We start from the raw sequence: 24,342 nt of genomic DNA on the forward strand, positions 1-24,342 counted from the left end.
GTTAATTAGCACTTGGGTGTGCGCTTTTTAAAATATATTGGGCAAATTCTTGAACAACAAAACCAATTAATTGTTGTTGTAAAATATATAAATTGTGATAAGAAATATCTTTAGCTTGAATGTGCGTTTGTAATTCGTTATAAAGTTTAATGTATTTTTTATACATTTCATCATTTCCACTTAATTCATTTTTTGCTATTTTGTTAGACACATAAGCATGAAAATTATTGATGGCAAATTCATTATTTTTTTCATATGCCGGTTTAGCAACTATTTCTTGAAACATTTTGCCAACTTCAATATAGTGTTTTTCTCATTTTGCAATATATTCTTCCAAAGTTGAAGCTGGAAATTCAATATATTTTTTAATAATATCTTGTTTTTGTTCTTCACTAAAACTAAACAACAATTTTTCTTCTTGTTTAGGAATGCCATTGTCATTTAGTTTCATTACAACCAAAACCTTTTCTAAAGTGTTTCTAATTACGAAATCTTTTTGTTCTTTAATTTTTTCAGCCTCAGTCTTTTCATTATTGGTACATTTAGAGGCAATTAAGGGCAATGTTGTTGAACAAAGAATTGTTCCTGTTAATATAATTTTGTTTATTTTTTTCATTCTAATTCACTTTCTTTAAAATTTCAAGACGGTAAACATCTCAACTTCTTTTTATTCAATTTTTTAGACTCTCATAAATAACAGCATGATTATGATTAGGTTCAAAAGTATTGTTATTTAAATGATAATTATAAAGTTCTAGAAATAAATTATATTCTTTAATATGATTTTGAATCTCTGGATTCTCACTTTCTGCATCTTTAATATTATCAATAATTCATTTTGAAAATCCACTATTTGAAGTAATTCCAATGGCTTTGGCCGTTTTTAATCATACTTCTTCAAAGATTGGATTTATTTCATTATCCACAATTTCTTTAGATTTTGACTCAATATAAACTTCCATTTCATCATAAGTTTGTCATTGCAGATTGAAATATACATTAAATTTTTTGGCCAAATCATATTTCTTAGTTTCTAATAAGACAGGTTCATTTAAAGGTTGATTGGTTTCATTGTTTCAGTAATTGTAAATTAAAAAAATGTGTTGTTTAAATATGATTGATTTTAATTCTTCTTTTCTTTTAGTAATTTTGATTTGTTGACTAATAAAGTTTAAATAAAAATTATTGATGTAATTCATTAAGTCTAAATATTCTTTGTTTGATAAATAAGAATCAAATCTCTTTACTTCAGCCATACCGTTATTTAAAACGCCATTATCAATTTTTTCTTTTTGGAATGCTTGAAATTGAACTAAATAATGATTAAACAAATTATTAATATTTCAATCCAATTTAGTTTTGAAAAAACTAGTTCTTTTTTCGTTTCAATATGTAGATAAAGAATTAATATTTGATATATTAGGCTTGATTCCTTCTTCTAAAAATGAACGTAATTGGTGATCAAATTGTTCTTTTGTCATAATTGCTTGATCTTCTTGAACAAATGGGCCATCGATTTTATATCCAGGTAAAATAGGGAATCTTGTTCATTCTTCTTCAATGATGCTATTGATTTTAGCATTCAATTCCTCTTTAGTGGCTGGTTTAGTTGTTGTATAACAAGCTATTGAACTGAAGCTCGCTACAATTGGCAACCCACTCATTAATAAAAAACCTAATTCCTTCTTCATATTGCCTCTTTAATTAAAATATATCTATATTTTACCAAACCAAAAATAAAAACAAGATCAAACTTGTTTTTATTTGATTTCTGTTTGTCCATTCATATAAGGAATTAATACTTTTGGAATTGTAATTGAACCATCAGGATTTTGATAGTTTTCTAAAATAGCTGCTAGAACACGATCAATGGCTAAACCTGAACCATTCATAGTGTAAGCATATTTAGTTTTATTGTCATCAGTTCTATATCTAATTTTTGCCCTTCTAGTTTGGAAGTCATTGCAAATAGAGATTGAACTTGTTTCTCTAAATCTTTGTTCACTTGGAATTCAAAGTTCTAAATCAATAGTTTTTGCTGAAGTAAACCCCATATCTCCAGTACATAATAATAATTCTTGGTATGGAATTTCTAATAGTTCTAAAATACTTTTTGCATCATTAACCATTTTTTCTCATTCAGCTATTCCGTCTTCTTCTTTAACAATTTTTACTAATTCAACTTTATGAAATTCATGTTGTCTAATAATACCTCTTGTGTCTTTACCGCCACTACCAGCTTCTGATCTAAAGCATTTAGTGTAAGCAACATATTTTAAAGGCTGAGCCAAGTTAAGAATTTCATCATAATGATAGTTAGTTAAAGGAACTTCAGCAGTTGGAATTAGTCATAAATCATTATCGTTTATCTTGAATAAATCTTCTTTAAATTTAGGTAATTGACCAGTTCCAAATAGCATGTTGCTATTAACTAAATGAGCTGGCATAATTTCTTTATAACCATTTTTAATATGAGTATCTAACATAAAATTTGCCAATGCTCTTACTAATTTAGCACCATCATTTTTGTATAAAACAAAACGAGTTCTTGCTAATTTAACTGCCCTTGGAAAGTCAATAATATTTAATTTAGTAGCAATGTCATAATGTGGTTCAACACCAACTACTAAACCTCTTCCTAAAGTTTCATGTCTTTTTAATAAAACATTATCATTTTCATCATAACCTATTGGAACATCATCATATGGAATGTTAGGAATTTGAATAAGAATATCATTTACTTTAGCAATAATTTCATCAGCTTCTTTATCAATAATATCAATTTGTGCTTTGATTTGGTTTACTTCTTGCAATAGATCATCCACTTTTTCTTTGTTTCTTTTTTTGATCCCAATTTCTTCTGATAATTTGTTTCTTTTGGCTTGATTTTGTTCTAATTCAAAAATTAACTTGCTTCTTTGTTCACCAAGTTGGATAATATCATCAATTTTAGTAATATCGTAGTTTCTAGTTGAAAGTTTTTTAATGACTTCATTTTTATTGTTAATTATGTATTTTAAATCTAGCATTTTTACCTCTTTAAAAATCTTAAATATTATAAACCATTTTTAGGTTTTTGTTTGTTGTTTGGAATAAACAAAACCATAAAATCATTATTTTCTAGTTATCTTCCAAATTAAAATTAATTTGTTAAAATTAATATATTATGGCGGATGTATATAAAATTTCAGGAAGTTTTCAAAAATTGTTGTTTGCGAAACCCAATAGTTCTTATTGTGTTTTTTCTTTTAAAATCAGCAATTATTATGAAAATAAAGATATTGTAAAAAATAATAATTTCAATACAATATCAGTAGTCGTAAATGATAAAGAAATTGAAATTGGCAAGTTTTATGACATATTTGTAGAGAAAAATATTCATTCAAGATATAAAGATAGCTATATTTTGATAAATTGTTTAGAAAATGAAACTTGAAAACTTAATTACATTATCAAATTCTTAGAAACTTCTCATTTTCCGGGTATTGGTGAAGCCAAAGCAAGAAAAATTGTTGAAAAATATGGATTTGATAGCTTAAATCAAATTGCCAACTCTTTAAATATCACTGCCAAAGATTTAGGCATTACTGAAGCCAGTTTTAAAAAAGCTCGTTCATTTTTAAATAACAATCCCCAAACAATAGAAGATCAATTGTTCTTCTTAAAGTTAAATTTAAGCCCTAGTTTTTATGAAAAAATTAATCAATCATTTAACTCATTAAAGGACTTTTTAGATCAATATAAGGATAATTTTTATAACTTTTATTTTGATAATACAGCAGTTTCTTTGTTGGATTTAGACAAATTAAGTTTTCATTTTTTACAAAAAGATAGCTTATACAAAAAGCCAACTTATTTATACAAAGCTTTGAGTGATTATTTTTTTAATACTGGTAATACAAAAGTTAAGTTAAATGATTTCTATAAGTATTATTTTAAATATTGTGACAAAATTTCTTCATCGGAATTTAAGGAATATTTAAAAATTTTAATTAATGATAATCGCGTGCTTTTATTTGATAATAAAACTTATATAACAACATATGAACTGCGTGAAATGGAACAATACATTGCTCAAAGATTATTAGAAGTTAAAGAAAAAAAACCACTTATTAAATTTATTAAAAGACAAGTTAAAGCTTTTCATGAAAGACAAAATGAAGCTTTAAATCTTGCTTTAAATAACAATTTGGTTTTAATTACCGGAAGTCCTGGAACTGGTAAAACTTTAATAACTAATGAAATTATTGAAAATCTTTTAGAACAGTTTCATGAAGATAATATAGCAGTAGTAACTCCGACTGGAAGAGCAACTATTAATATCAATAAAACTTCAAGCAAAAAAGCAGTTACTATTCATAGTTTTTTAAATTGAGACGTTGAATTAAATAGTTTTCAAATTAATGAAACAAACCCAGAAAATATTGAATGTTTAATCATAGATGAGTTTTCAATGGTTAGTGTTGATGTCTTTTATCATTTGCTAAAGGGGTTGAACCATGATGCTTTGTCTAAAATTATTTTAGTAGGTGATAAAAATCAATTACCAGCAATTGGACCTGGATATTTAATTAGAGATTTAATGAATGATGGTATTTTTGATGTAATTGAATTATCAAAAATTTATCGTCAATCAGAAAATTTTGAGATCATTACTGATGCTGTTGCTATTAATCAACAAAAAACCCCATCATTTAAGGGGAAACATTCTAGATTTCAAGAAATTCAAAAAACTGATTTATCCTCACACTTAATTAGTGAAATTCAAAGTCTGATTAAAAAAGGTTATGCCAAAAAAGACATTGCGATTTTAAGTCCTATTTACAATTATCAAACTGGGATTGATCATATTAATGAAGATATTACTGCTTTTTGAAGAGAATATGAACAAACAAGCCCAATCAAAATTAACAAACGGCAATTTGCAATTGGTGATAAAGTATTAAATACAATTAATGACCCCACTAAGAAGGTCTTTAATGGGGAAATCGGCTATATTACTCGCTTTGATTACGATGAAGATAATAATGTTTATCAAATTGCAATTAGTTTTGAAGATGATAGTAAAGTAGTAGTTTTTTCTAAAAAAGATTTTTTACAAAAAATTATTCCTGCTTATTGCACAAGCGTTCATAAATACCAAGGTAGTGAATGTCCTGTTGTTTTAACAGTATTATTTAGTGAAGCAAAAAAATTGTTGTCAAAAAAATTAATTTATACGGCAATTACTAGGGCGAAAAATTTAAGTATTATTTTTGGTGAAACAAGTGCTTTAGAAATAGGAATCAATAATGACAACGATTCAAATCGTGAAACATGTTTATTGGAGATATGGCAAGCCCTTAAGGAGAAAAAATAATGAAATTAATAGTTGGATTAGGAAACCCTGGACCTGAATATGTCAAAACAAGACATAATGTAGGTTTTATGGTAATTGACAAAATAGCACAAACATTAGATATTGAATTAAATGAGAAAAAATTTAATGGAATATTTTTTAAAAATAATGATTTTATTTTAGCCAAACCCTTAACTTATATGAATAAAAGTGGTGATTTTGTTAGATCAATTATGGATTATTATGAAATTAGCCCTGAAGATTTAATTATTGTTTATGATGATATGGATTTAGCTTTAGGTAAAGTTTCAATTAAGCAAAAAGGCTCAAGCGGGGGGCACAATGGAATGAAAGACATTTTATTAAAAGTGCCTAATGAAGATAATTCAATAAAGAGATTGAAAATTGGTATTGGAAGAGATAGCAATGCAATCGATTACGTTTTAGGTAAATTTTCATTTAATGAAATGCAAATTATTGAGAAAGTATTAGCCCGCGCTTCTGAAGCTTTAATTTCTTTTATTTACAATGATATTAGATTTGTAATGAATAAATTTAATGGGAATTTATAATGAAAATACTAGATTTAAAAAGAAGAGTTCTTTCTTCATTAAAAAAAGTAATTCAAACAGATAAAACTATGATTTTAGGAATTAGTGGTGGTCCTGATTCAATGCTACTTTTAGAATTACTAAAAGATCAAAAAATTGTAGTTTGTCATGTTAATTACAATAAAAGAACCAACAGTATGGATGATGAATTAATCGTTAAAAAATATTGTGAAATCAACCAAATTCCTTTTTTTGTCAAATCAATTAAAAAGCATCATAATAAAGGTAATTTTCAAACAATTGCAAGAAACCAAAGGTATGATTTTTTTAATAAAATTGCAAATAAATTTCATACTGATATATTAGTGTTAGCTCATCATAAAGATGACTTTTTAGAAACAGCCATTATGTTAGAACAAACCAAAAGAAAAACTAATTTCTATGGTATTAAAAAAAATAACACAGTTTTTAATTTATTTGTGTTTCGTCCCTTTATTAATTTAGTATGAAAAAAACAGATTTTAAATATTAATCAATTAAACAAAATTCCATATGGACTTGATTATACAAATTATGAAAACATTTATACAAGAAATATTATTCGAAATGCGCTATTAAAAGAATCATTGTATGACAAGGGATTGTTGCTAAAAAGATATTTAAAAATGAATAAAAAATTAATTTTAGAGCAACAAAAAATCAATGAAACTTTATTACTTTGAAAAAGCCAAAATTATGCACAAGAATTTTTATTAGACCAAAAAGATATAGCAACAAGTTTAATCTTTGAATTAATTAATCAAAACTTTGATCATGTTAATTTAACTTCAGGTAAATTAGAAAATATTTATAAATTTATTATTTCAAATAATCGAACTAGTGTTTATAAACTTGACAATAATTATTGTCTAATCAAAAAAAGAGGGTGTTTAATTTTATAAATTTTATATTATTAAATTATAATAATATGACTTGAAAAACATATTATAGAAAGGAAAATAATGGATAAAAAACAAAAAAAACCAATGTCAATGTGAAAAATCATTATCATATTTTTATCGGTTTTATTAGGGATTTTTCTAATTGTTTCATTAGTTTATTATCTTCAAAACAAAACTGGTAGTGATGAATATTCAATAACAGTTTTAAACAAGGTTTTAAAAGAAACTGCAACATCACCTGGTGATGCTATTTACATAAGACACTTTGAAGATAGTCCACAATTATCAAAAATTTATGTGGAATATTCAATGACTAATGCACTTTGATTTTCTACCCATGGCATAAATGTTATCCAAGGGGTTGATCCATCTAAAGTAAATGTTTATAAAGAAACATTTGTATTAAATGGATATATTAAAGAAGATTTTTATAAAACATTAGTTGCCTTATCTAACCCTAATGCACCAAAAAATGAATTAGCAAGTTTAAGCGTAAATTGAGATGCATTCACTGCTAATAATGAAGGTTATAAATCAATTATTAAAAGCGGTATTGTTGCTGGTGAAAGTTATTCTTCATTTGTTCAAAGAATAATGAGTCCAATTATCACATTATCAATATTTGTTCTTTTAGGAATCTTTATTTACAAATCAGTAAGAGAGCAAATGGGTATGATGAGAGGTGGAAAAACTGGTGAATCTATTGCCCAAACTATTACTAAACCTAACAAGAGATTTAGTGATGTTGCTGGAAATGAAGAAGTTAAAGAAGAAATTGCTGAAGTTGTCGATTATTTAAAAAATCCTAAAAAATATTCAACAGCTGGAGCAAGAATTCCAAAAGGAATTTTATTAGGAGGTCCTCCAGGTACTGGTAAAACTTTATTAGCAAAGGCTACTGCTGGAGAAGCTGGTGTACCTTTCTTATTCTTATCTGCTTCAAACTTTGTGGAAATGTTTGTTGGTCTTGGAGCCAAAAGAGTAAGAGATTTATTTGCTGAAGCTAGATCAAAGGCACCTGCAATTATTTTCATTGACGAACTTGATGCTATTGGTAGAGCAAGAGGTGCTGGAGTTGGTGGAGGCAATGATGAAAGAGAACAAACCTTAAACCAAATTCTTGTTGAAATGGATGGTATGCAAGAAAATACTGGTGTTATTATAATGGCCGCAACGAATAGAACTGACGTTTTAGATCCAGCTTTATTAAGACCAGGTAGATTTGATAGAACTATCACAGTTGGTTTACCAGATATAAAAGAAAGAGAAGCAATTTTGAAATTGCATGCTAAAGGTAAAACTATTTCACCAAAAATTAAATTTTCAAGTTTAGCTAGAAGAACTCCTGGCTTTTCAGGTGCTCAACTAGAAAATGTAATTAATGAAGCAACTTTATTATCAGTTAGAGAAAGAACCAAATGAATTACTCCTAGTCAAATTGATGAAGCAATTGATAGAGTAATGAGTGGTCCTGCTAAAAAATCAAGAACTATTAGCAAAGAAGAAAATATTGCTGTTGCTTATCATGAGGCAGGACATGCCGTTGTTGGTATTAAATTAAGACATGGAGTTAAGGTTCAAAAAATTACCATTGTGCCTAGAGGGAATGCTGGCGGATATAATTTAATGCTTCCTGAAGAAGAAAAATACAATGCAACCAAATCAGAACTATTGGCATCAATTTCATCATTTATGGGAGGAAGAGTTGCTGAATCCATTATTTATGGAGAAGACAATGTTTCTACTGGCGCAAGAGATGATATTGCTAAGGCAACTAAAATTGCTAGAAGAATGGTTACTGAATATGGTTTATCAAGTTTAGGTCCTATTCAATACGAAGAAGATTCTTCAAATCCATTTTTAGGTAGAGACTATATGAAAAATGCTTCATTCTCAAATAAAATTGGTCATGAAATTGATTTAGAAATAAGAAAAATAATTTTAGAAGCCGAAAAACAAGCATTTGATATTATTAGTCAAAATAGAGAATTATTAGAATTAATCAAAGACGCTTTAGTTTTAAATGAAACAATTGTGGCAGAGCAAATAGAATATATTGAAAAAAATATGCAATTACCACCTGAAATGTTAAAAACTAAAGAAGAAATTAAAGAAGATGTTGAACCTCAAGATTTCGATTCTTTATTTAATGAAGTTGCTGGTCAAAAAATAATTGCTGAACCTAAATATGAACCAAAATTATTAAAAGAAGAAGCAATTGAAGAACCAAAATCTGAAACAGACAACAAAAAAGAAAATTAATGAAAAAAACATTGCAAAAAACTGCAATGTTTTTTAAAAATCTCTTTATTTTAGTTGTTTTTTTAAAGTGCTTAATAATGATAAAAACTCTTCTTTAGTATATGATTTAGTGTCTTCACTGCCATATTCTCTTATTGATAAAACATTTTTTTCAATTTCATCTTTTCCAATAATAACAATGAATTTGGTTTTTTGAATTTGTGCTTCTCTTATTTTTTTGTTAATTCTTTCATTTCTTAAATCAACATTGACATTAATATCTGCATCTAAAAATTCATCATATAGTTGTTTACAAAACTCATTTTGATTTTCGCTAATTGGAATTATAGTAACTTGTCTTGGGCTTAATCAATAGGGCAATACCCCTTTAGTTTGTTCTAATAAAATAGCAACAAATCTTTCATAAGTGCCGATTAAACCACGATGAATTAAAACAGGAGTTTGTAATTCTTCGTTATTATCAACATATTTCATTTCAAATTTAGTTGGCAACAAGAAATCTAATTGCAAGGTTGACATAGTAATGATCCGATTTAAAACAGTTCTAATTTGAATATCTACTTTAGGACCATAAAAAGCTGCTTCGCCAATAAATTCTTTATATTCAATTCCTAGGTCATTTAAAACGTGTCTTAAATCGTTTTCAGCACGGTTTCACATTTCATCATTATTAAAGAATTTTTGTTTATCCAATGGGTCTCTTAATGATAATGACACATGATCAATTTCAATATTAAAGTCTTTTAAGGCTTTAGTAATCATTGAATATAAGTGTTTAAATTCATCTTTAATTTGATCTTGTCTCACAAAAACATGTCCTTCTGTTAAATCCATCCCTCTAACTCTTTCAAGACCAGTTAAAGCGCCAGATTTTTCATAACGATATAATCTTGATTGTTCAGAGTATCTAATTGGTAAGTCACGATAAGATCTTCTTGTTGCATTGAATAACATGATGTGGTGAGGACAAGTCATTGGACGACCAATTAATAATTCATTATCCATTGAAATTGGCTTAAACATAGTATCTTGATAATGAGCTCAATGTCCACTAATTTCATATAATTTCTTTTCACCAAAATGAGGTGTTAAAACTTCTTGAAATCCAAATTTTTTGTCAATTTTTAAAACATAATCTCTAATAGCGTTGTGAATTTTCATTCCATCTTCTAATCAAATTGGAAAACCTTGCCCACATAGATTATTAAATGTGAAAATGTTTAATTCCTTCCCAATTTTACGGTGATCTCTCTCTTTTCTTTCTTCTAATAATGTCAAATAAGTATCCAATTCTTCTTTTGTTTCTCAACAAGTTCCATAAATTCTAGTTAACATTTTATTATTAGAATCACCTTTTCAATAAGCGCCTGCTAATGATAGCAATTTAAAGTATTTAATTTGTTTAGTGTTTTCAATATGATTACCAGCACAAAGATCAGTAAATAAAACTTCTTTTGTTTTGGGGTGAATATATGAATAAAAAGTAATATTGTAATTTTTTGCCTTAAATTCATCATATAGTTCTTTTTTATAAGGCTGATTTTCAAAAGAATAATGTGTTTCATCAACTAAAACCATATCATAACCTTGTTCAGCCATTTTTTTCATGGTTTTTTCAATGCGAGGTAGATCTGATTCTAATAAAGGCTCTTCAAATTCAAAGTCATAGTAAAACCCTTCTTCAATAGCTGGGCCAATAGATAATTTAGTGTTAGGAAACAACTTTAAAACAGCCGCAGCTAATAAATGGCTAGTTGAGTGATTTAATTTGCTATTTGCTTTCATTGTTAAGACCAATGCCTTTCATTAATTTAATTAAATTTTCATGTGCTACAATTTGAGCTTTTTGAGCTCCTTTGTAAGCTTCTTCCTTTATTTTTTTATAAGCATTTTGATAATTTGCTTGAATTTTGGTTAAAAAGTTCTTTACAACTTCTCCAACTTCTTTTTTTAATTCTCCATAATTTTTATCTTTGAAATAATTTTCTACTTCTGGTAATGTCCGTTCAGTTAAAGCAGCATAAATTGACAACAGATTTAAAATGCCTGGTTTATTTTCAGAAATATAAATCTTTCCTTCAGAATCAGTAACAGCTTTTTGAATTTTTTTATAAGCCATTTCTGGATCGTCTAATAAATATATTGATGATTTGGGGTTTTCATCTGATTTAGACATTTTTTTAGTAGGTTCAGTTAGGGACATAATTTTAGCACCAATTTCTGGAATATATGGTTCTGGAACTTTAAAGTCAGTATTGTATTTGTTGTTTAATCTTTGGGCAAGGTTTCTTGTTAATTCAACATGTTGTTTTTGATCAATTCCAACTGGAATAATATCAGCATTATAAAGCAATATGTCTCCCACCATTAAAGTTGGATACATTAACAATCCAGTTGGTATTGTTTCCATACCATTTGAACTTTTTACTTTAGTTGATTTATCTTTAAATTGAGTCATTCTTGAAAGTTCACCAATTGTTGTATTGGTTAAAATTAATCAATTCATTAAACCATGTTCCATTACATCTGATTGAAAAAATAATGTTGTTTTATTAGTATCAATTCCGCAAGCCATAAATAAGGCAAATATTTCCTTACGATTTTGTTCTAAAACTTTTGGGTCAATTGGCAATGTTAAAGCATGCAAATCAGCAATAAAAATGTAATTTTCATATTGATCCTGTAGCTTGACCATATTTTTGATGGCCCCAATGTAATTAGCAATTGTTAGTTTTCCGGTTGCAGTGATTCCGCTTAATAAAATTGGCTTCTTAATCATTATCCCTCCTAATAAACTTATATAATTTTAATACAATAAATAAAAGCACTTTTCATTTTAAGACAATTTAATCCAATTTATTTTAAAAAAGTGCTTTATTCTCAATATTTTACAATCTTGTTATAAGTATAAACAATTTTCGAATTTAAAGACTAGTAAATAACTAATCTAAAAAATATCTAAAATTAATTATAATATTAATTAATTAAAGGAGCAAGAATGACAAAGAAACAAAAAGCACTGTATGTTTTTTTAATAATTATTACCTTAGGTTTCATTTGTATTTATTGAAAAAGAAAATTCAAACAAACAGAATCTAAAAATTACTTAACAGTTGAAACCAAATTATCTTTTGAATTTCAAGCATTTTTAAATTCATTGGGTGGTAAACAAAATATTAATAATGTAAGTTCTTCACAAAAAATTATTAAAGTTTTTTTCAACAATAGACAAGATATAAATATTGAAAATTTAAAGAACTTAGATGGTGTAAGCGGAATAGCATTTCAAAAAAACAGCATTTCATTAGTAGTGGGTAATACTGCTAAATATTTAGAAGAATTAGTATTAAAGGAAATTAAATAATGAATGATAAACAAAATATAAAATATCAAACATTAATGGCAAACTTATTAAGCATTGATAATTTTGATTCTTCATTGTATTGCACAATTGATAATGACAAATTCTTTGATGTTTATAAGGCTTTTGGCTCAGAAACGTTTGATAAAATTTATACCAATTATGAAATAAAATGTGTGTTATCAGAAAAAGGTAACAAAGAACTTGTAGAAAAAGTTAAAGAAGCAAATTCTAAAAGAGATATTATTGAGATTTTTAAAGAATACAACATGAGAATTCAAGATAATACTTTTAAATTATTAACTTCTAATTTAGAAAAAGGAAAAGAAGAATTAATTTGTAAATTAGAAACTGATTATCAAAAATCAATTGTTAAGTGAAAGAAAATCTTAAACAAAGCCCAAAATATTAATATTGAAACAAACATTTGACCATTGCATATTGGTTTCTTTTTCATATCAGTTAAAACTGAAAAAAAGGTTATTTATGCTCCATTGTTCTTTAAAGAAATCAATTTAGAAATAAAAAATTCTTTAGTTCATTTAACTTCAAAATCTGATATAAGAGTTAATAGTAAATTAGTTACTTTTTTAGGCCAAGAAGGTTTTTTATTAAATGTAGATAATTTTGATTTTAGTAATTTAACCATTCAAGAAGTGGCCGAATATTTTAAACGTAATTGAAATCCTATTTATCAAATGCCTGAAGACATTAAACAAAAAATTCCTAATTTAACCCAAGAAACTATTATTAATTCTTCAATTAATTTTCATCCTGGTATTGTAATTGGATTTTATAACGTTTCTTCAGGTTATTTATGAAACCAAATGAAGAAAATAATTGAAAATAATGAATTTGACGATATTTTAAACCCTGATTTTAATAAAAACACTTATCGTGAAAAAGTAGAACACGTTATTTTTGATAATAAATTTAGATTGTACAAAATTCAAAATACTAATTTTTCTCAAGATGTTGCTACTGTCTCTAGTTTGTATCAAGATACTATTATTTGAGGTCCTCCAGGTACCGGTAAATCACAAACTATTTCTAATTTAATAGCCAACATTATTGCAAGAGGATTTACTGGTTTAGTGGTTTCGCAAAAAAAAGCTGCCTTAGATGTTTTAAAACAAAGATTAAAAAAGATTTCTATATTTTGTTTATTTGCCTTAAATGACAAGAATTTAAGGCAAGAAACTTTTTATGAGCCTTTAAAAGAATTTATTTATTTATTAGAAAATTTTAGAATTAATAATTTAGAAGAAAGTTATCAAATATTTAGTGAAGAAGACCAACTTTATGTTGATAATTTAAATCAGATTTTAGAAGTTCAAAATCTTGATAACATTTTAAGTTTTTATGGTGCTATAGTTCATGGTAATTTAACAGATGAAGGTTTTGAATTATTAAAACACTTGGATCGTGCTTTAATGTATAAAATTAATCATGAATTTGATGATGTAAAAGAATTAAGAAAGCATTTGTACTATGTAAATTATGGTAAAAAACCCAATTTATTAACAATCATTCCAAGAACAATTAAAGATATGGCTGATTTGTTATTACAAGAACCAAGCTTATTTACAATTGACATTGATGAAGCACTAAAATACATCGATTTAATTGATTATGAATCAGTCAAAAAAGTGGACATTTATTATAAACAAATGTTAAAAGAAAAAACAGTTGATTTGAATAATGATGTCATTTTAACCAAAATGATTTTGCAAAAAATTATTGAAAAAATGAATGATTTCAGTCCAGAAGAAAAGAAACAATATAATGCTTTTGCTATGGCTATTCGAACTGGTCATTTAAAACCTTATAAGTTTTTTCACAAACACAAGGAAATGATTAAAAAATTATTCCCAATCATTGTAACTACGCCTGAATTAGACTTATCAATGTGAGGCAAGCAAGAATTTGATTATGCTATTTTAGATGAATCTTCACAAGTATTTATTGAAAAAGGCATTCCAATTTTGTATTTAGCTAAAAGAAAAATTTTGGCCGGCGATAATCAACAAATGCAACCGACAAGATGATTTTCAGTTTCTTATAACTTTGATGAAGAAGATGATTTTGGCAATATTGAATCATTGCTAGATTATGCAACAGCAAGAGGGGTTTATTCAATTTTATTGGACAAAAACTATCGCTCAAAACAAGCAGCTTTAATGACTTTTAGTTCTAAGCATTTCTATGATTCTAAATTAGATGTAATTGACAATTATGAAGTTAGTTTAAGTGATGAAAAACCACTTGAAGTTATTCAAGTAGATGGTTCTTGAAATAATAGTATGAATGAAGAAGAAGGACAAAAAGTACTTGAATTAGCAAAACTTTATATTGAAAAATACAAGAAAATTATTATTTTAGTGTTCAACTCTAAGCAACAAGATTATTTAGTAAACAAGATTTTCAATGAGGAACCTAGATTAGAAGAAGCATTGGTTTCCGAACAAATTTCTTTAAAGAACATTGAAAATATTCAAGGTGATGAGGCTGATTTGGTTATTATGTCAGTTGTTTATGATCATAATACTTCTTTATATGGTACATATGTTGCTAGACAGGGTGGGAAAAACGCTTTAAATGTGGCCATTTCAAGAGCTAAAGAAAAAATTATTGTTGTTAAATCTATTTATGCTGATGATGTAGAAATTAATGAGCGGTCAACAACTGATATGATTTTATTTAAAGAGTGATTGAAATTCTTGGATTTATCAGTAGAAGAACAAAAAAATTATTTAGATGACAATAAAGAAACAATTGAGATGACTAAAACATTATCAATTGCACATAATTCCGAATTCAAAAACCAAATTATTAATGAAATGGTAGACATTGTTTCAGCAAGTGAATTTATTGAAATTCTTCCTAATTACTCAATTGGAACCAAATCTTTAGATATTGTAATAACTAACAAAAAGACTAAACAATTATTAAAGGGTTTCATTATTGATAATTACCAATATAAAAACGATTATCAAGAATATATTAAATTTAAAGATAATGTTAAATTTTTAAATTCAAAAAAATATCCAATTCAAATTATTTCTAAAATTGATTGACCAATCAATAAAAAGCTAATTTTGAACGAACTAAGAAATATTGTTATGAGCTACAAAAATATTGAAGAAGGAACAAATGAAGAAGAATAAAAATCCTTGAGATCAAATTGATCCCCGTGATGTAACACCTGAAGATCAAGTTCGTTATAAAAAACTTGCAGTTAAAGAAACAAGATCTAAAAAAATTAAGAGTATTTTATTTGCTAGTTTATCAGCAGTTGGAATTGCAACTGTGTTAGGAATTGCTTTTGGAATTCCTAAACCAATTAATAATATGGTCATTTGAAAAAAGGAAACTAATATTTTAAAAAAATCAGAATTTGTTGACTATTTAAAACAAATAGAACCAATTGAATACCATTACGACGGTAAACCAATTGATTTTGCTAAAGAAGTATTAATAAATCCGACACTAGATAACCCAGTTTTTAAACCTTTTAATTTAGATTTAAAAGATAATGTTAAAGAAATATACAATACAGAAATCAAAAACGTAATAATTAATGGAATTGATGGTAATTCAATTTGTTTAGATATTCTTTTAAGAAACAAAAAAAGCACTAAGGATTTTATTGTTTTACCAAAAATCGTTTTAAGAGGATTTCAAGTTGATGAACAAACGAAGAACTTTATTACTGAAGAAGAAGCTTCCAAATTAGTGCAAGATGTTAAGTTTAATTTTATTGGTAAAGGAATTACAATTGAAAAAGCTATTGAAGAAATTAACAAACCAGATATTTGAAATAGTTGATATGATCGAGAAACAGTATTTCAATCATATTTTGAACCTCAAAATTTAGATTTACAAGGCTTTTTACCCTTTTATTTCACCTCTAAATTAAAATATGAAAATTACGCTTTAAGTTTTGATTGTAAGGCTTATAAATTAGGTATTTTTGATATCAAATTAAAAGGCAAGACATACCGTTATGGTCAATATATTTCTAATGATAAGGTTATTCATCACAGTTCAAAAGTAGTTCCTAAAACAGAAATTTAACAAAAAAACAGCCATTTTATTAATTGGCTGTTTTTATGATTTTGTTCTTTCAAAATAATAAGAAACAATTTTAGTTCTTAAAGAAGTATCAATAATTGGATAAGGATAAACTTTATATTCCGAATCAGATTCAGGTTGTTCATACATTGATAAAGCTATTTCATCACCAGCAAAATATCAATTTTTAATAAAATCATATGTTGCTATATCAACTGGAGTATAAGAAATATAATCAAAATTTAAAATTTCACCTGAATTAGAATTTGCAAACATTTCTGAAAATAATTCATCAAAATAAGCATTTTCATGATTTCTAAGTTCCAATAATTTAACCAAATCATTTTGCTTTAAAGCCTCTTTAAAATCATTTAAATCATTTTGTATTGCTTGTTGACTAAAATTTTCGTCATTTTTATGAATTGTAAGTTGTTTTTCTAATTCCTGATTAAATATTTCATCATTCAATTCATTTTTAAATTGTTTAAAGAAAATGTTTTCAATGTTTTTATAGTTTTGTTCATAACTATTGGAAGCAAAATTATTTTGATAAATATTAGTTTTTAAGGTCTTTAAGAATTTCGCAGTTTCTTCATCGCTTAAAAATTTAGAAATAATTCAACAATCTAACAATAAATAATTATCTTTAGGTCTAATAAATTTAATTGAACCACTAGGTACTGAAGCATAATTATCCTCTGAAAAATAAGCATCTAAAGCATCCCCGTTATATAAAATTGCAGCATCAGAACGATTAGGCTTAGGTTCAATTAAATGACTTAATAATTCTAAACCATCACCGCTTGTGAAATTATATTTAGTGTCTTTAATGCTATTACCAGTTTCAATTTCTACAAATTCAATAAATTTATCAACAGCTGTTTTGTAATTTTGATCAGTAAATACATTAGGTGTTTTGAATTTACCATAAAAAGCCCCAATCATTAAATTATCATAATAAGCATTGGTTCAACCAAAATGGTTATAGTTATTAGCCTTTAGTTTTTGTACAATGTCTTCTCAAGATAATTTTAGGTTTTGGTCTTTTAAAGCTTCTAAAGCACCATTAACATTTAATTCTGGTCTAATTTCAGAATTTATATTGTAAGCAATTCCCTTATCTTGTGAATAATAAGGCAAAATGTAATCGTAGATGTGATCAGCAACATTATCATTATCTACATCATATGTCATTTCTTCTATGTTTAAAACCTTAGCATGAGTATTACCATTTAAAATGGTTTTAAAAATTAATTGATCAAAGTTTTCAATATGTTTAACAATGGCTGGGCGATATAATAATTTTCTTTTATTTCAATCATTTGCACCTTCACCATAGATTAATTCGAAATTAATTTTTTTAATTTTATTATCAATTATTAATTGAGCAGCTTGAAAATCACTACCCACCCCAGCAATAGCCTTTTCAGCATTTAAAGCTTGGGTAAATTCATTTACTTCTTTAAATTCTTTGTAATTATATTTTTTCTTAATTTTGTTAATAATTGAAGGCGATAAATAAGATTCATAATTGTATATACTTGGGCGATAGACATGCAAACTTTTAATTAATATAAAACTAATCACTACAAGAAGTATTAAAACGACTGGAAATACAAAAATTAAAATTTTTCAAATTCGTCTATTCATTTTAACGTTTTAAAGCAACTAGTGGTTTTTTAATTAGTTGTAAAGCTTTCTTTCTTTTGTAATTTTGGCTAGAATGGTAAGCAGCATAAATCGTATTTCCAAATATAACAATAAGAAGTGAAATGGCGCCAATTGCTAATGATCAAGCTTGGAATTGACCTTCATATAATTGTGTTCCTAAAGTTTCTGTGTTAGAAACAATTCTAGTAATAATAAAGTCATCAAATGACAACGCCATAGTAATGATAAAAGTGAAACCAATTGGTCCTAACATATAAACAAAATAAGTTTTAAATCAAGTTTTAAATTTAGAATAACCTAAATCTTGACTAGCTTCAAAGATATTTTTTGAGAATTTGTCGCTCTTAGGTAACATTATTAAAATTCCATAAGGTAAACACATTACAGTATGGGCAATGATGGCTCTAAAGAAACCTTCATCAGTTGCCTTGAGTGTTCCAATAAAAATTAAATTTAAAACAATAGCAAGTGTTAATCCGGTAATAACATCTGGATTAATTAAAGGAATATTTGAAGTAGTTTGAACAAAAGATCTTGCTGTTTTATTTTTTTGTCTTCATAAAGCAAAAACAGTTAATAAAGAGAAAATAATTACTAGAACAGATGTTGCAAAACCCAATAAAAACGAGTTAACAAATGCTAAAGCGTGTGATTTAGAAAATAATTCACGGTAAGCTGAAAATGAAGTTCTATTTCAAGTTGTTACTGAAAAAGTCCCTTTAGCAGATGGTTCATTGAAACTATAGATAGTTCCAAAAATAATTGGAACATATAAGAATAATAGAATCAAGATAATATAAGAATATTTTAAAATTGATTTAAATTTATTCATTATTACCCCCTTTGCATTTAGTAATTAAATAAGGGATTCCATAAATAATTCCATACAATGATAATAAAACAACCATAGTAATAATAACCAATGTTGAAGCTGAAGCTAAATCAAAAGGATTAGCAGTATTTGCAAATTGATTGATTAAATTACCAATTAATTGCTTTTGGCTACCATTTGGTAGTAATTTATCAGAGATGATAATTGAAGTGGAAGCCATCATTAAAACAATACCAAATCCACTTAAAATGGCTTTTGCACTATAAGGCAAAATGACTGTAAAAACAGTTTTAAATTTAGAATAACCTAAATCTTCAGATGCCTCTAATATATTGTTTGGCATGTCTTTTAAAACTGAATAAAGCGGCATTACCATAAATGGCAGGAATAAATAAACCATTCCGAACACCATAAAGAAATAATTATTTAAACTATTTTCATCAAAGATTGCTGAAAATAATCCTCTTAAAGCAAGAGCTTTAGAAATAGTGAAAATTGCTAAGGGACTAAGCATTAAACTTAATCCTAAGGTTTTTGTTATAGCTGATTTACTTCTTGAAATAATGTATGCATAAGGAAAACCAATAATTAAAGCAACTAATGAAGCAAACAATCCTGTTACTATTGATCTAGCAATAATATTCCAAGTTGATGATTTTCCAATGATTTCTCAATTTTCTAATTTAGTGCTCTGACCTTCTAATGGTTTAAAAGCATAAACAAAGATTAATATCATTGGCAATATAATAAAGATTATGGCAAAAACAGCATAAGGAATTAACAAACTTAATTGTCATTTATTATAAGAACCATTTTTCTTCTTTTTATTATTAGCAAGGGTTTTTTGTTTTTTGGATAATGATTTATGCAAGAGTTGTATCATTTTCTAATTCTTCCATTTTCTTATCTTTTTTCATTAAATGAATTGCATCATCATCTCAGTTTAAATAAACTTCTTTACCCTCATTATGTTTACTTGGGGTTTCTACAAAAAGAATTTGGTCCTTGACTTTTATTTCATAGTAATAATAGCTTCCGCCATATGTTGCTTTAACAATTTCACCTTTTAATTTACCAGTATGTTTGCTTCTAGCAATATACATATCTTCAGGTCTGATTAGTGCATCTAATTCTTCACCTGGTTCAAATTCGTCATGAATAGTATAAAAATTCTTGTTTAAAAATCTAACTTTATTAGGTTCAACAAAAGTTGCTTTAAAGAAGTTTGAATCACCAATAAAGTTAGCTACTCATTTGTTAACTGGATAGTCATATAGTTCTTTTGGAGTAGTGAATTGTTCAACTTTACCGTCTCTAATAACAGCAATTTTATCGCTAAGTTGTAGGGCTTCATTTCTATCGTGTGTAACAAAAATAAAAGTTAAATTTAAATTTTTTTGGATATCTCTTAAAAGTCTTTGCATTTTTTCCCGAATTTTGGCATCCAAGGCACTTAAAGGTTCATCTAATAACAAGATTTTTGGTTCAATAACTAAAGAACGAGCTAAGGCAACCCTTTGTTTCATTCCCCCTGATAGGAAATTAACATTTTTCTTTTCATTACCTTCAAGACCAACGACTTGCATGATTGATTTAACTTTTTCATTCATCTCAGCATTACTAATCGGTCTGGTTAAATATTTTTTTTCATATTCACTAGTTTTTAAATCAACATAGTTTTCTCAGTATGAGTATTCGAAATCCAAATCATCAATTCATTCTTGATATTTTTCCTTTTCTTTTTCAGTTGAATTAGGATCATCAATAATTTTTTGATATTCAGCAATTTCAAGATCAAGTTTTTTAAATTTTTCCTGTGCAATTTTTGTTCATTTAGCTTGTTTAGTTTTTAGTTTATTTAAAATAAGTTTTGAAGGTTTTTCTTTTGGAATTCTTTTTAGTCTCAAACCATATTTAATGTTATTTTCAACATTTAAATGAGGAAATAAAGCATAATCTTGAAAAATGGTTGAAACATCTCTTTTATGCGGTGCTAAATCTTTAATATCTTTGCCAAAGAACTTAACTTCACCACGAGTAACTCATTCAAACCCTCCAATGATTCTTAGGATGGTAGTTTTACCTGAACCTGAAGGACCTAATAATGTAATGAACTGCCCAGGTTCAATTTGCATATTTACATTGTCAAGTACCAGTTTGTCATCAAATTCTTTAACAACATCAACTAATTCAATAATTGGTTGATCTGGTTTAATAATTTCTTTCTTTTTAATATGTCTTTCCATTGTTATCCTTTCTTTTAAAATTTTTTTAAGAAACTTAAAAAAGTTTCTCTAAAGGAGGGCTAAATCGTAATTATGTTGTGAACATTTTGTTATAAATCTTTTTAATGTAGGAAATGCCAAAAAATATCACTTCATAAAGAAGCAAATTTTCATATCTTGTAGTTGTTTGCATTTCTCTCTTTTAAGCATAGTTAAAATTATAATATTTAATAAATATTTTATTAAATAAAATCCAACAAAATGTTGGATTATGATTTTGTTTTTTGGTAATAATAATCAATTATGTCAGTTCTTAGTTTTAAATTGATTGGTTGAAAGATTTGATAGATAATATTGTGTTGATTTTCAATATCAAAAATTTCAATTGCTTTAGTATCTAATAGTCCATTATCATCAAAGAAATAATGTTTCTTTAGAAACTCATTTATTTCATAATAAGCCGGCGTGTAATTAACTGCATCAAAATTAGCTATTGCTGGAAGAAATTCAAAATTATTGTATTCGTTATAAAGTTTTTCTAATTCAGATGCTCGATACCCAAAGCCTTTAAAAACTGTCTCATTTAAAAATTCCAATAAGGTATCACTTTCATCGTCAGACATACTTTTAGAAATAATTCAACCGTCTAATAATAAATAGTTATTCTTTGGTCTTACAAAGTCAATTTGTGTTTTGTCCAATTTATCAAAATTGTCTTTAGGATAATAAGCATCCAATGTATCACCATTATACATAATAGCAATATCAGCTTTTGTACCTGCTGGTTCAATAATTTGATTGACTAATTCCAAACCATTGGTTACTAATTTATTGAAGTTATTTTGCTTAATACTATTATTAGTTGAATCTAAAACAAAATCAGCAAAATAATCAAAAATTTCTTTGTAATTTTGCAATGTTATATTTTCTAAAACATTGTTATTTAAATAGTTTTTCTTATTAGTTTCAGTAGCAAAAAATTGCCCAATCATTGCATTATCTAAAAAGGAATTTGTTCAATAAACGCCCTTATAATTATGTTGATTAATTAAGGTTTTTAAAATAGTATCTCAATTAGTATTTTCAAAATGAATGTTTTCAACATTTTTTAAATGTGGGCGATAAAAAGTATTGATGTTATAGGCAATAATTTTATCTTGAATAAAATAAGGAATAATATATTGTCAATAAAAATCGCAACCTTCTTTGCCATCAATTTCAGGGCCAATTATATTTTTATTTTTATCATAAATTAAATAAGGTTTTAATAACCGATTGTTTTTTCCTCTTAATTCCTCATTATTAGGGTTTATTTCTTTGATTTTCTCAATAATTCAATTATCAAATTTATCTAAATGTTGTCTTACAATCGGAGAATAAAAACTATAAATTTCTTCTTTATTTTGAGTATTAAATAATTTATTAAAGTTGATTTTCTTTATTTTATTTTCCAAAATTAGTTGCGCTATTTGATGATCACTACCAACTCCAGCAACTGTTTTTTCAGTATTAATTGCCTTTGTAAATTCATTGATCTCAGTAAAAACATGATATGAATATTTTTTCTTCACTTTATCAATAATTTTTTTATTTAAATATGATTCATAATTATAAATACTTACATGGTAAGGATTTGTTAATTTAAAAGCTAAGATTCCAGCAAAAAGTAAAAAAGAGAAAATAATACCAATTATTATGATTGATATTTTAATAACAAAACGTGAGTATTTTAAACTTCTGATTTTCATTAATACCCCATTTTTTTAATTTTATTTAAATCATCTACTCAATTTTCATTCACCTTAACTTTTGTTGTAAGAAAAATTCGGTGTTGAAAAAGTTCTTCCATTTTTAATCTTGAATTCATTGAAATGGTTTTTATTTTACTTCCATTTTTACCAACTAAAATGCCTTTTTGAGATTCTCTTTTTACATAAATTGTAGCATCAATTAAATATGGTCTTGTATTCTCTTGTTCTTTAAATTCATTAATCTCTACAGCAATGGAATGCGGCACTTCATTGAATAAATTTTTAATTGCAATTTCTCTAATAATTTCTTTTGCCATAAATCTCATAGAAACATCTCCAATTTGATCAATTGGATAAAGTGGTTCAGATTCATAAGCATATTTTTTTATTTCATTTATTACATCTAAAAAAGTTTGATTATAACTTAAACCAGTTCCTAAAACGGTATCAAATCCCATTTTCTTTAGTTCATTAGCTTTTTCATCTAATTGTTCTTTAGATTCCACTAAATCAATTTTGCTAATCAAGGCAATTTTATTTTCAACATTATTTTCTTTTAATTTATTAATAATTCAAAGATCACCTTTACCAATTTTTTCATTAGCGGGTGATAAAAATAAAATTAAGTCTACTTCTTGCAAAATTGAATAAGACTTTTGATTCAATTTTTCTGATAAGGCAAATTCACCTTTATGAATGCCAGGAGTATCTATAAAAATTATTTGAAAATCTTCTTCATTATAAATGCCTTTTATATCGTCCCTAGTAGTTTGAGCATAATTTGATACAATTGAGAGATCATAATTCAAAATATTATTTAATAAAGTACTTTTACCAACATTTGGTCTACCAATTAGACCAACAACACAAACCTTCATTTCACTAACCTCTTGTTATATTTAATCTTTTCATAATATTTTCAACGTGATTATTCATAATTTTTGCTTCTTCATTGGTTAGATGATCAAAACCAAATAAATGTGCTATTCCATGAGCAAAAATATAGCAGAATTCTCTTCTTAAACTATGATTAAATTCTTTAGCTTGTTTTTTAATTTTTCAAGGAGAAATAATAATTTGTCCTAACGGTAAAAAACCTAAAAAATTTAATTCTTTTTCACATTCTAAAGGGAAACTTAGAATGTCTGTTGTGTAATTTTTATTTCTAAATTGATTGTTTAATTTTTTCATTTTAAATTTATTTACAAATAAGACATCCACTTGTAAATCTTTGTTAGTGTCGAATTCTATTTGTGCTTCTTTTAGTATATTTAAGAAATCTTCTTTAAATTTAAATGAATGGAAACTTTTATTTTTATAGTTTAAATTATTCATA

Annotated in this window: 19 protein-coding genes; 7 read left to right on the forward strand and 12 right to left on the reverse strand. The window is 26.3% G+C overall.

Annotated features, from left to right (window positions below; genetic code table 4):
- Nucleotide 1 precedes the first annotated feature (1 nt).
- The 3 genes from T401_RS06315 to serS form a co-directional block, all read right to left on the reverse strand.
- A complete protein-coding gene (locus T401_RS06315; protein WP_033178529.1) occupies nt 2-616 on the reverse strand; it encodes a variable surface lipoprotein in 615 nt (204 codons plus the stop codon).
- A 1-nt stretch (nt 617) separates the two neighbouring features.
- Nucleotides 618-1,691: a hypothetical protein gene (locus T401_RS06320; RefSeq protein ID WP_033178530.1), complete on the reverse strand. Its 1,074-nt coding sequence runs from the start codon at nt 1,689-1,691 to the stop codon at nt 618-620.
- 69 nt (nt 1,692-1,760) lie between these two features.
- Entirely contained in the window at nt 1,761-3,029 is a 1,269-nt protein-coding gene (gene serS, locus T401_RS0100465) for a serine--tRNA ligase (protein ID WP_033178531.1), read from the reverse strand.
- Between the two features lie 137 nt (nt 3,030-3,166).
- Here serS and T401_RS06325 point away from each other — a divergent pair, with 137 nt between their 5' ends.
- From T401_RS06325 to ftsH, 4 genes are read left to right on the forward strand one after another with little or no spacing between them, the layout of a single operon-like run.
- Complete coding sequence (locus tag T401_RS06325) at nt 3,167-5,359, forward strand: AAA family ATPase (protein WP_033178532.1); 2,193 nt, start codon at nt 3,167-3,169, stop codon at nt 5,357-5,359.
- On the forward strand, nt 5,359-5,910 hold the full coding sequence (pth, locus tag T401_RS0100475) for an aminoacyl-tRNA hydrolase (protein ID WP_033178533.1): 552 nt from the start codon (nt 5,359-5,361) through the stop codon (nt 5,908-5,910). The genes T401_RS06325 and pth overlap by 1 nt, the downstream gene beginning before the upstream one ends.
- On the forward strand, nt 5,910-6,830 hold the full coding sequence (gene tilS, locus T401_RS0100480; protein ID WP_052169624.1) for a tRNA lysidine(34) synthetase TilS: 921 nt from the start codon (nt 5,910-5,912) through the stop codon (nt 6,828-6,830). Before pth ends, tilS begins: the two co-directional genes overlap by 1 nt.
- Nucleotides 6,831-6,890: 60 nt before the next feature.
- Nucleotides 6,891-9,092, forward strand: coding sequence for an ATP-dependent zinc metalloprotease FtsH (ftsH, locus tag T401_RS06330; protein ID WP_033178534.1), 2,202 nt, complete (start codon nt 6,891-6,893; stop codon nt 9,090-9,092).
- A gap of 45 nt (nt 9,093-9,137) precedes the next feature.
- Here the strand turns inward: ftsH and thrS are convergent, their stop codons facing one another.
- Both thrS and trpS read right to left on the reverse strand, forming a co-directional pair.
- Entirely contained in the window at nt 9,138-10,877 is a 1,740-nt protein-coding gene (gene thrS / locus T401_RS0100490) for a threonine--tRNA ligase (RefSeq protein ID WP_033178535.1), read from the reverse strand.
- Nucleotides 10,864-11,871, reverse strand: coding sequence for a tryptophan--tRNA ligase (trpS, locus tag T401_RS0100495; RefSeq protein ID WP_033178536.1), 1,008 nt, complete (start codon nt 11,869-11,871; stop codon nt 10,864-10,866). The genes thrS and trpS overlap by 14 nt, the downstream gene beginning before the upstream one ends.
- A gap of 219 nt (nt 11,872-12,090) precedes the next feature.
- Between trpS and T401_RS06335 the strand changes: the two genes are divergently transcribed.
- From T401_RS06335 to T401_RS06345, 3 genes are read left to right on the forward strand one after another with little or no spacing between them, the layout of a single operon-like run.
- Nucleotides 12,091-12,456, forward strand: a complete 366-nt coding sequence (locus T401_RS06335; RefSeq protein ID WP_033178537.1) for a PTS glucose transporter subunit IIB — start codon at nt 12,091-12,093, stop codon at nt 12,454-12,456.
- Nucleotides 12,456-15,620 carry a DEAD/DEAH box helicase gene (locus T401_RS06340; protein ID WP_033178538.1) on the forward strand — a complete coding sequence of 1,055 codons (3,165 nt, stop codon included), beginning with the start codon at nt 12,456-12,458 and terminating at the stop codon, nt 15,618-15,620. The genes T401_RS06335 and T401_RS06340 overlap by 1 nt, the downstream gene beginning before the upstream one ends.
- Complete coding sequence (locus tag T401_RS06345; RefSeq protein ID WP_033178539.1) at nt 15,607-16,530, forward strand: hypothetical protein; 924 nt, start codon at nt 15,607-15,609, stop codon at nt 16,528-16,530. Before T401_RS06340 ends, T401_RS06345 begins: the two co-directional genes overlap by 14 nt.
- Before the next feature lie 33 nt (nt 16,531-16,563).
- Here T401_RS06345 and T401_RS06350 read toward each other — a convergent pair whose 3' ends face one another.
- From T401_RS06350 to ybeY, 7 genes are all read right to left on the reverse strand, one after another.
- On the reverse strand, nt 16,564-18,177 hold the full coding sequence (locus tag T401_RS06350; protein ID WP_033178540.1) for a hypothetical protein: 1,614 nt from the start codon (nt 18,175-18,177) through the stop codon (nt 16,564-16,566).
- A 1-nt stretch (nt 18,178) separates the two neighbouring features.
- Nucleotides 18,179-19,030: an ABC transporter permease gene (locus T401_RS06355; protein ID WP_033178541.1), complete on the reverse strand. Its 852-nt coding sequence runs from the start codon at nt 19,028-19,030 to the stop codon at nt 18,179-18,181.
- A complete protein-coding gene (locus T401_RS0100525; RefSeq protein ID WP_084274520.1) occupies nt 19,023-19,913 on the reverse strand; it encodes an ABC transporter permease in 891 nt (296 codons plus the stop codon). The genes T401_RS06355 and T401_RS0100525 overlap by 8 nt, the downstream gene beginning before the upstream one ends.
- Nucleotides 19,894-21,276: an ABC transporter ATP-binding protein gene (locus T401_RS0100530; protein ID WP_033178542.1), complete on the reverse strand. Its 1,383-nt coding sequence runs from the start codon at nt 21,274-21,276 to the stop codon at nt 19,894-19,896. The genes T401_RS0100525 and T401_RS0100530 overlap by 20 nt, the downstream gene beginning before the upstream one ends.
- Before the next feature lie 248 nt (nt 21,277-21,524).
- Nucleotides 21,525-23,003, reverse strand: coding sequence for a type 2 periplasmic-binding domain-containing protein (locus tag T401_RS06360; protein ID WP_033178543.1), 1,479 nt, complete (start codon nt 23,001-23,003; stop codon nt 21,525-21,527).
- A complete protein-coding gene (gene era / locus T401_RS0100540) occupies nt 23,003-23,884 on the reverse strand; it encodes a GTPase Era (RefSeq protein ID WP_033178544.1) in 882 nt (293 codons plus the stop codon). The genes T401_RS06360 and era overlap by 1 nt, the downstream gene beginning before the upstream one ends.
- A gap of 4 nt (nt 23,885-23,888) precedes the next feature.
- Complete coding sequence (gene ybeY, locus T401_RS0100545) at nt 23,889-24,341, reverse strand: rRNA maturation RNase YbeY (protein ID WP_033178545.1); 453 nt, start codon at nt 24,339-24,341, stop codon at nt 23,889-23,891.
- Nucleotide 24,342 lies beyond the last annotated feature (1 nt).

Source organism: Mycoplasma anseris ATCC 49234 (assembly GCF_000702805.1).
Taxonomy (GTDB): domain Bacteria; phylum Bacillota_I; class Bacilli_A; order Mycoplasmatales; family Metamycoplasmataceae; genus Metamycoplasma; species Metamycoplasma anseris.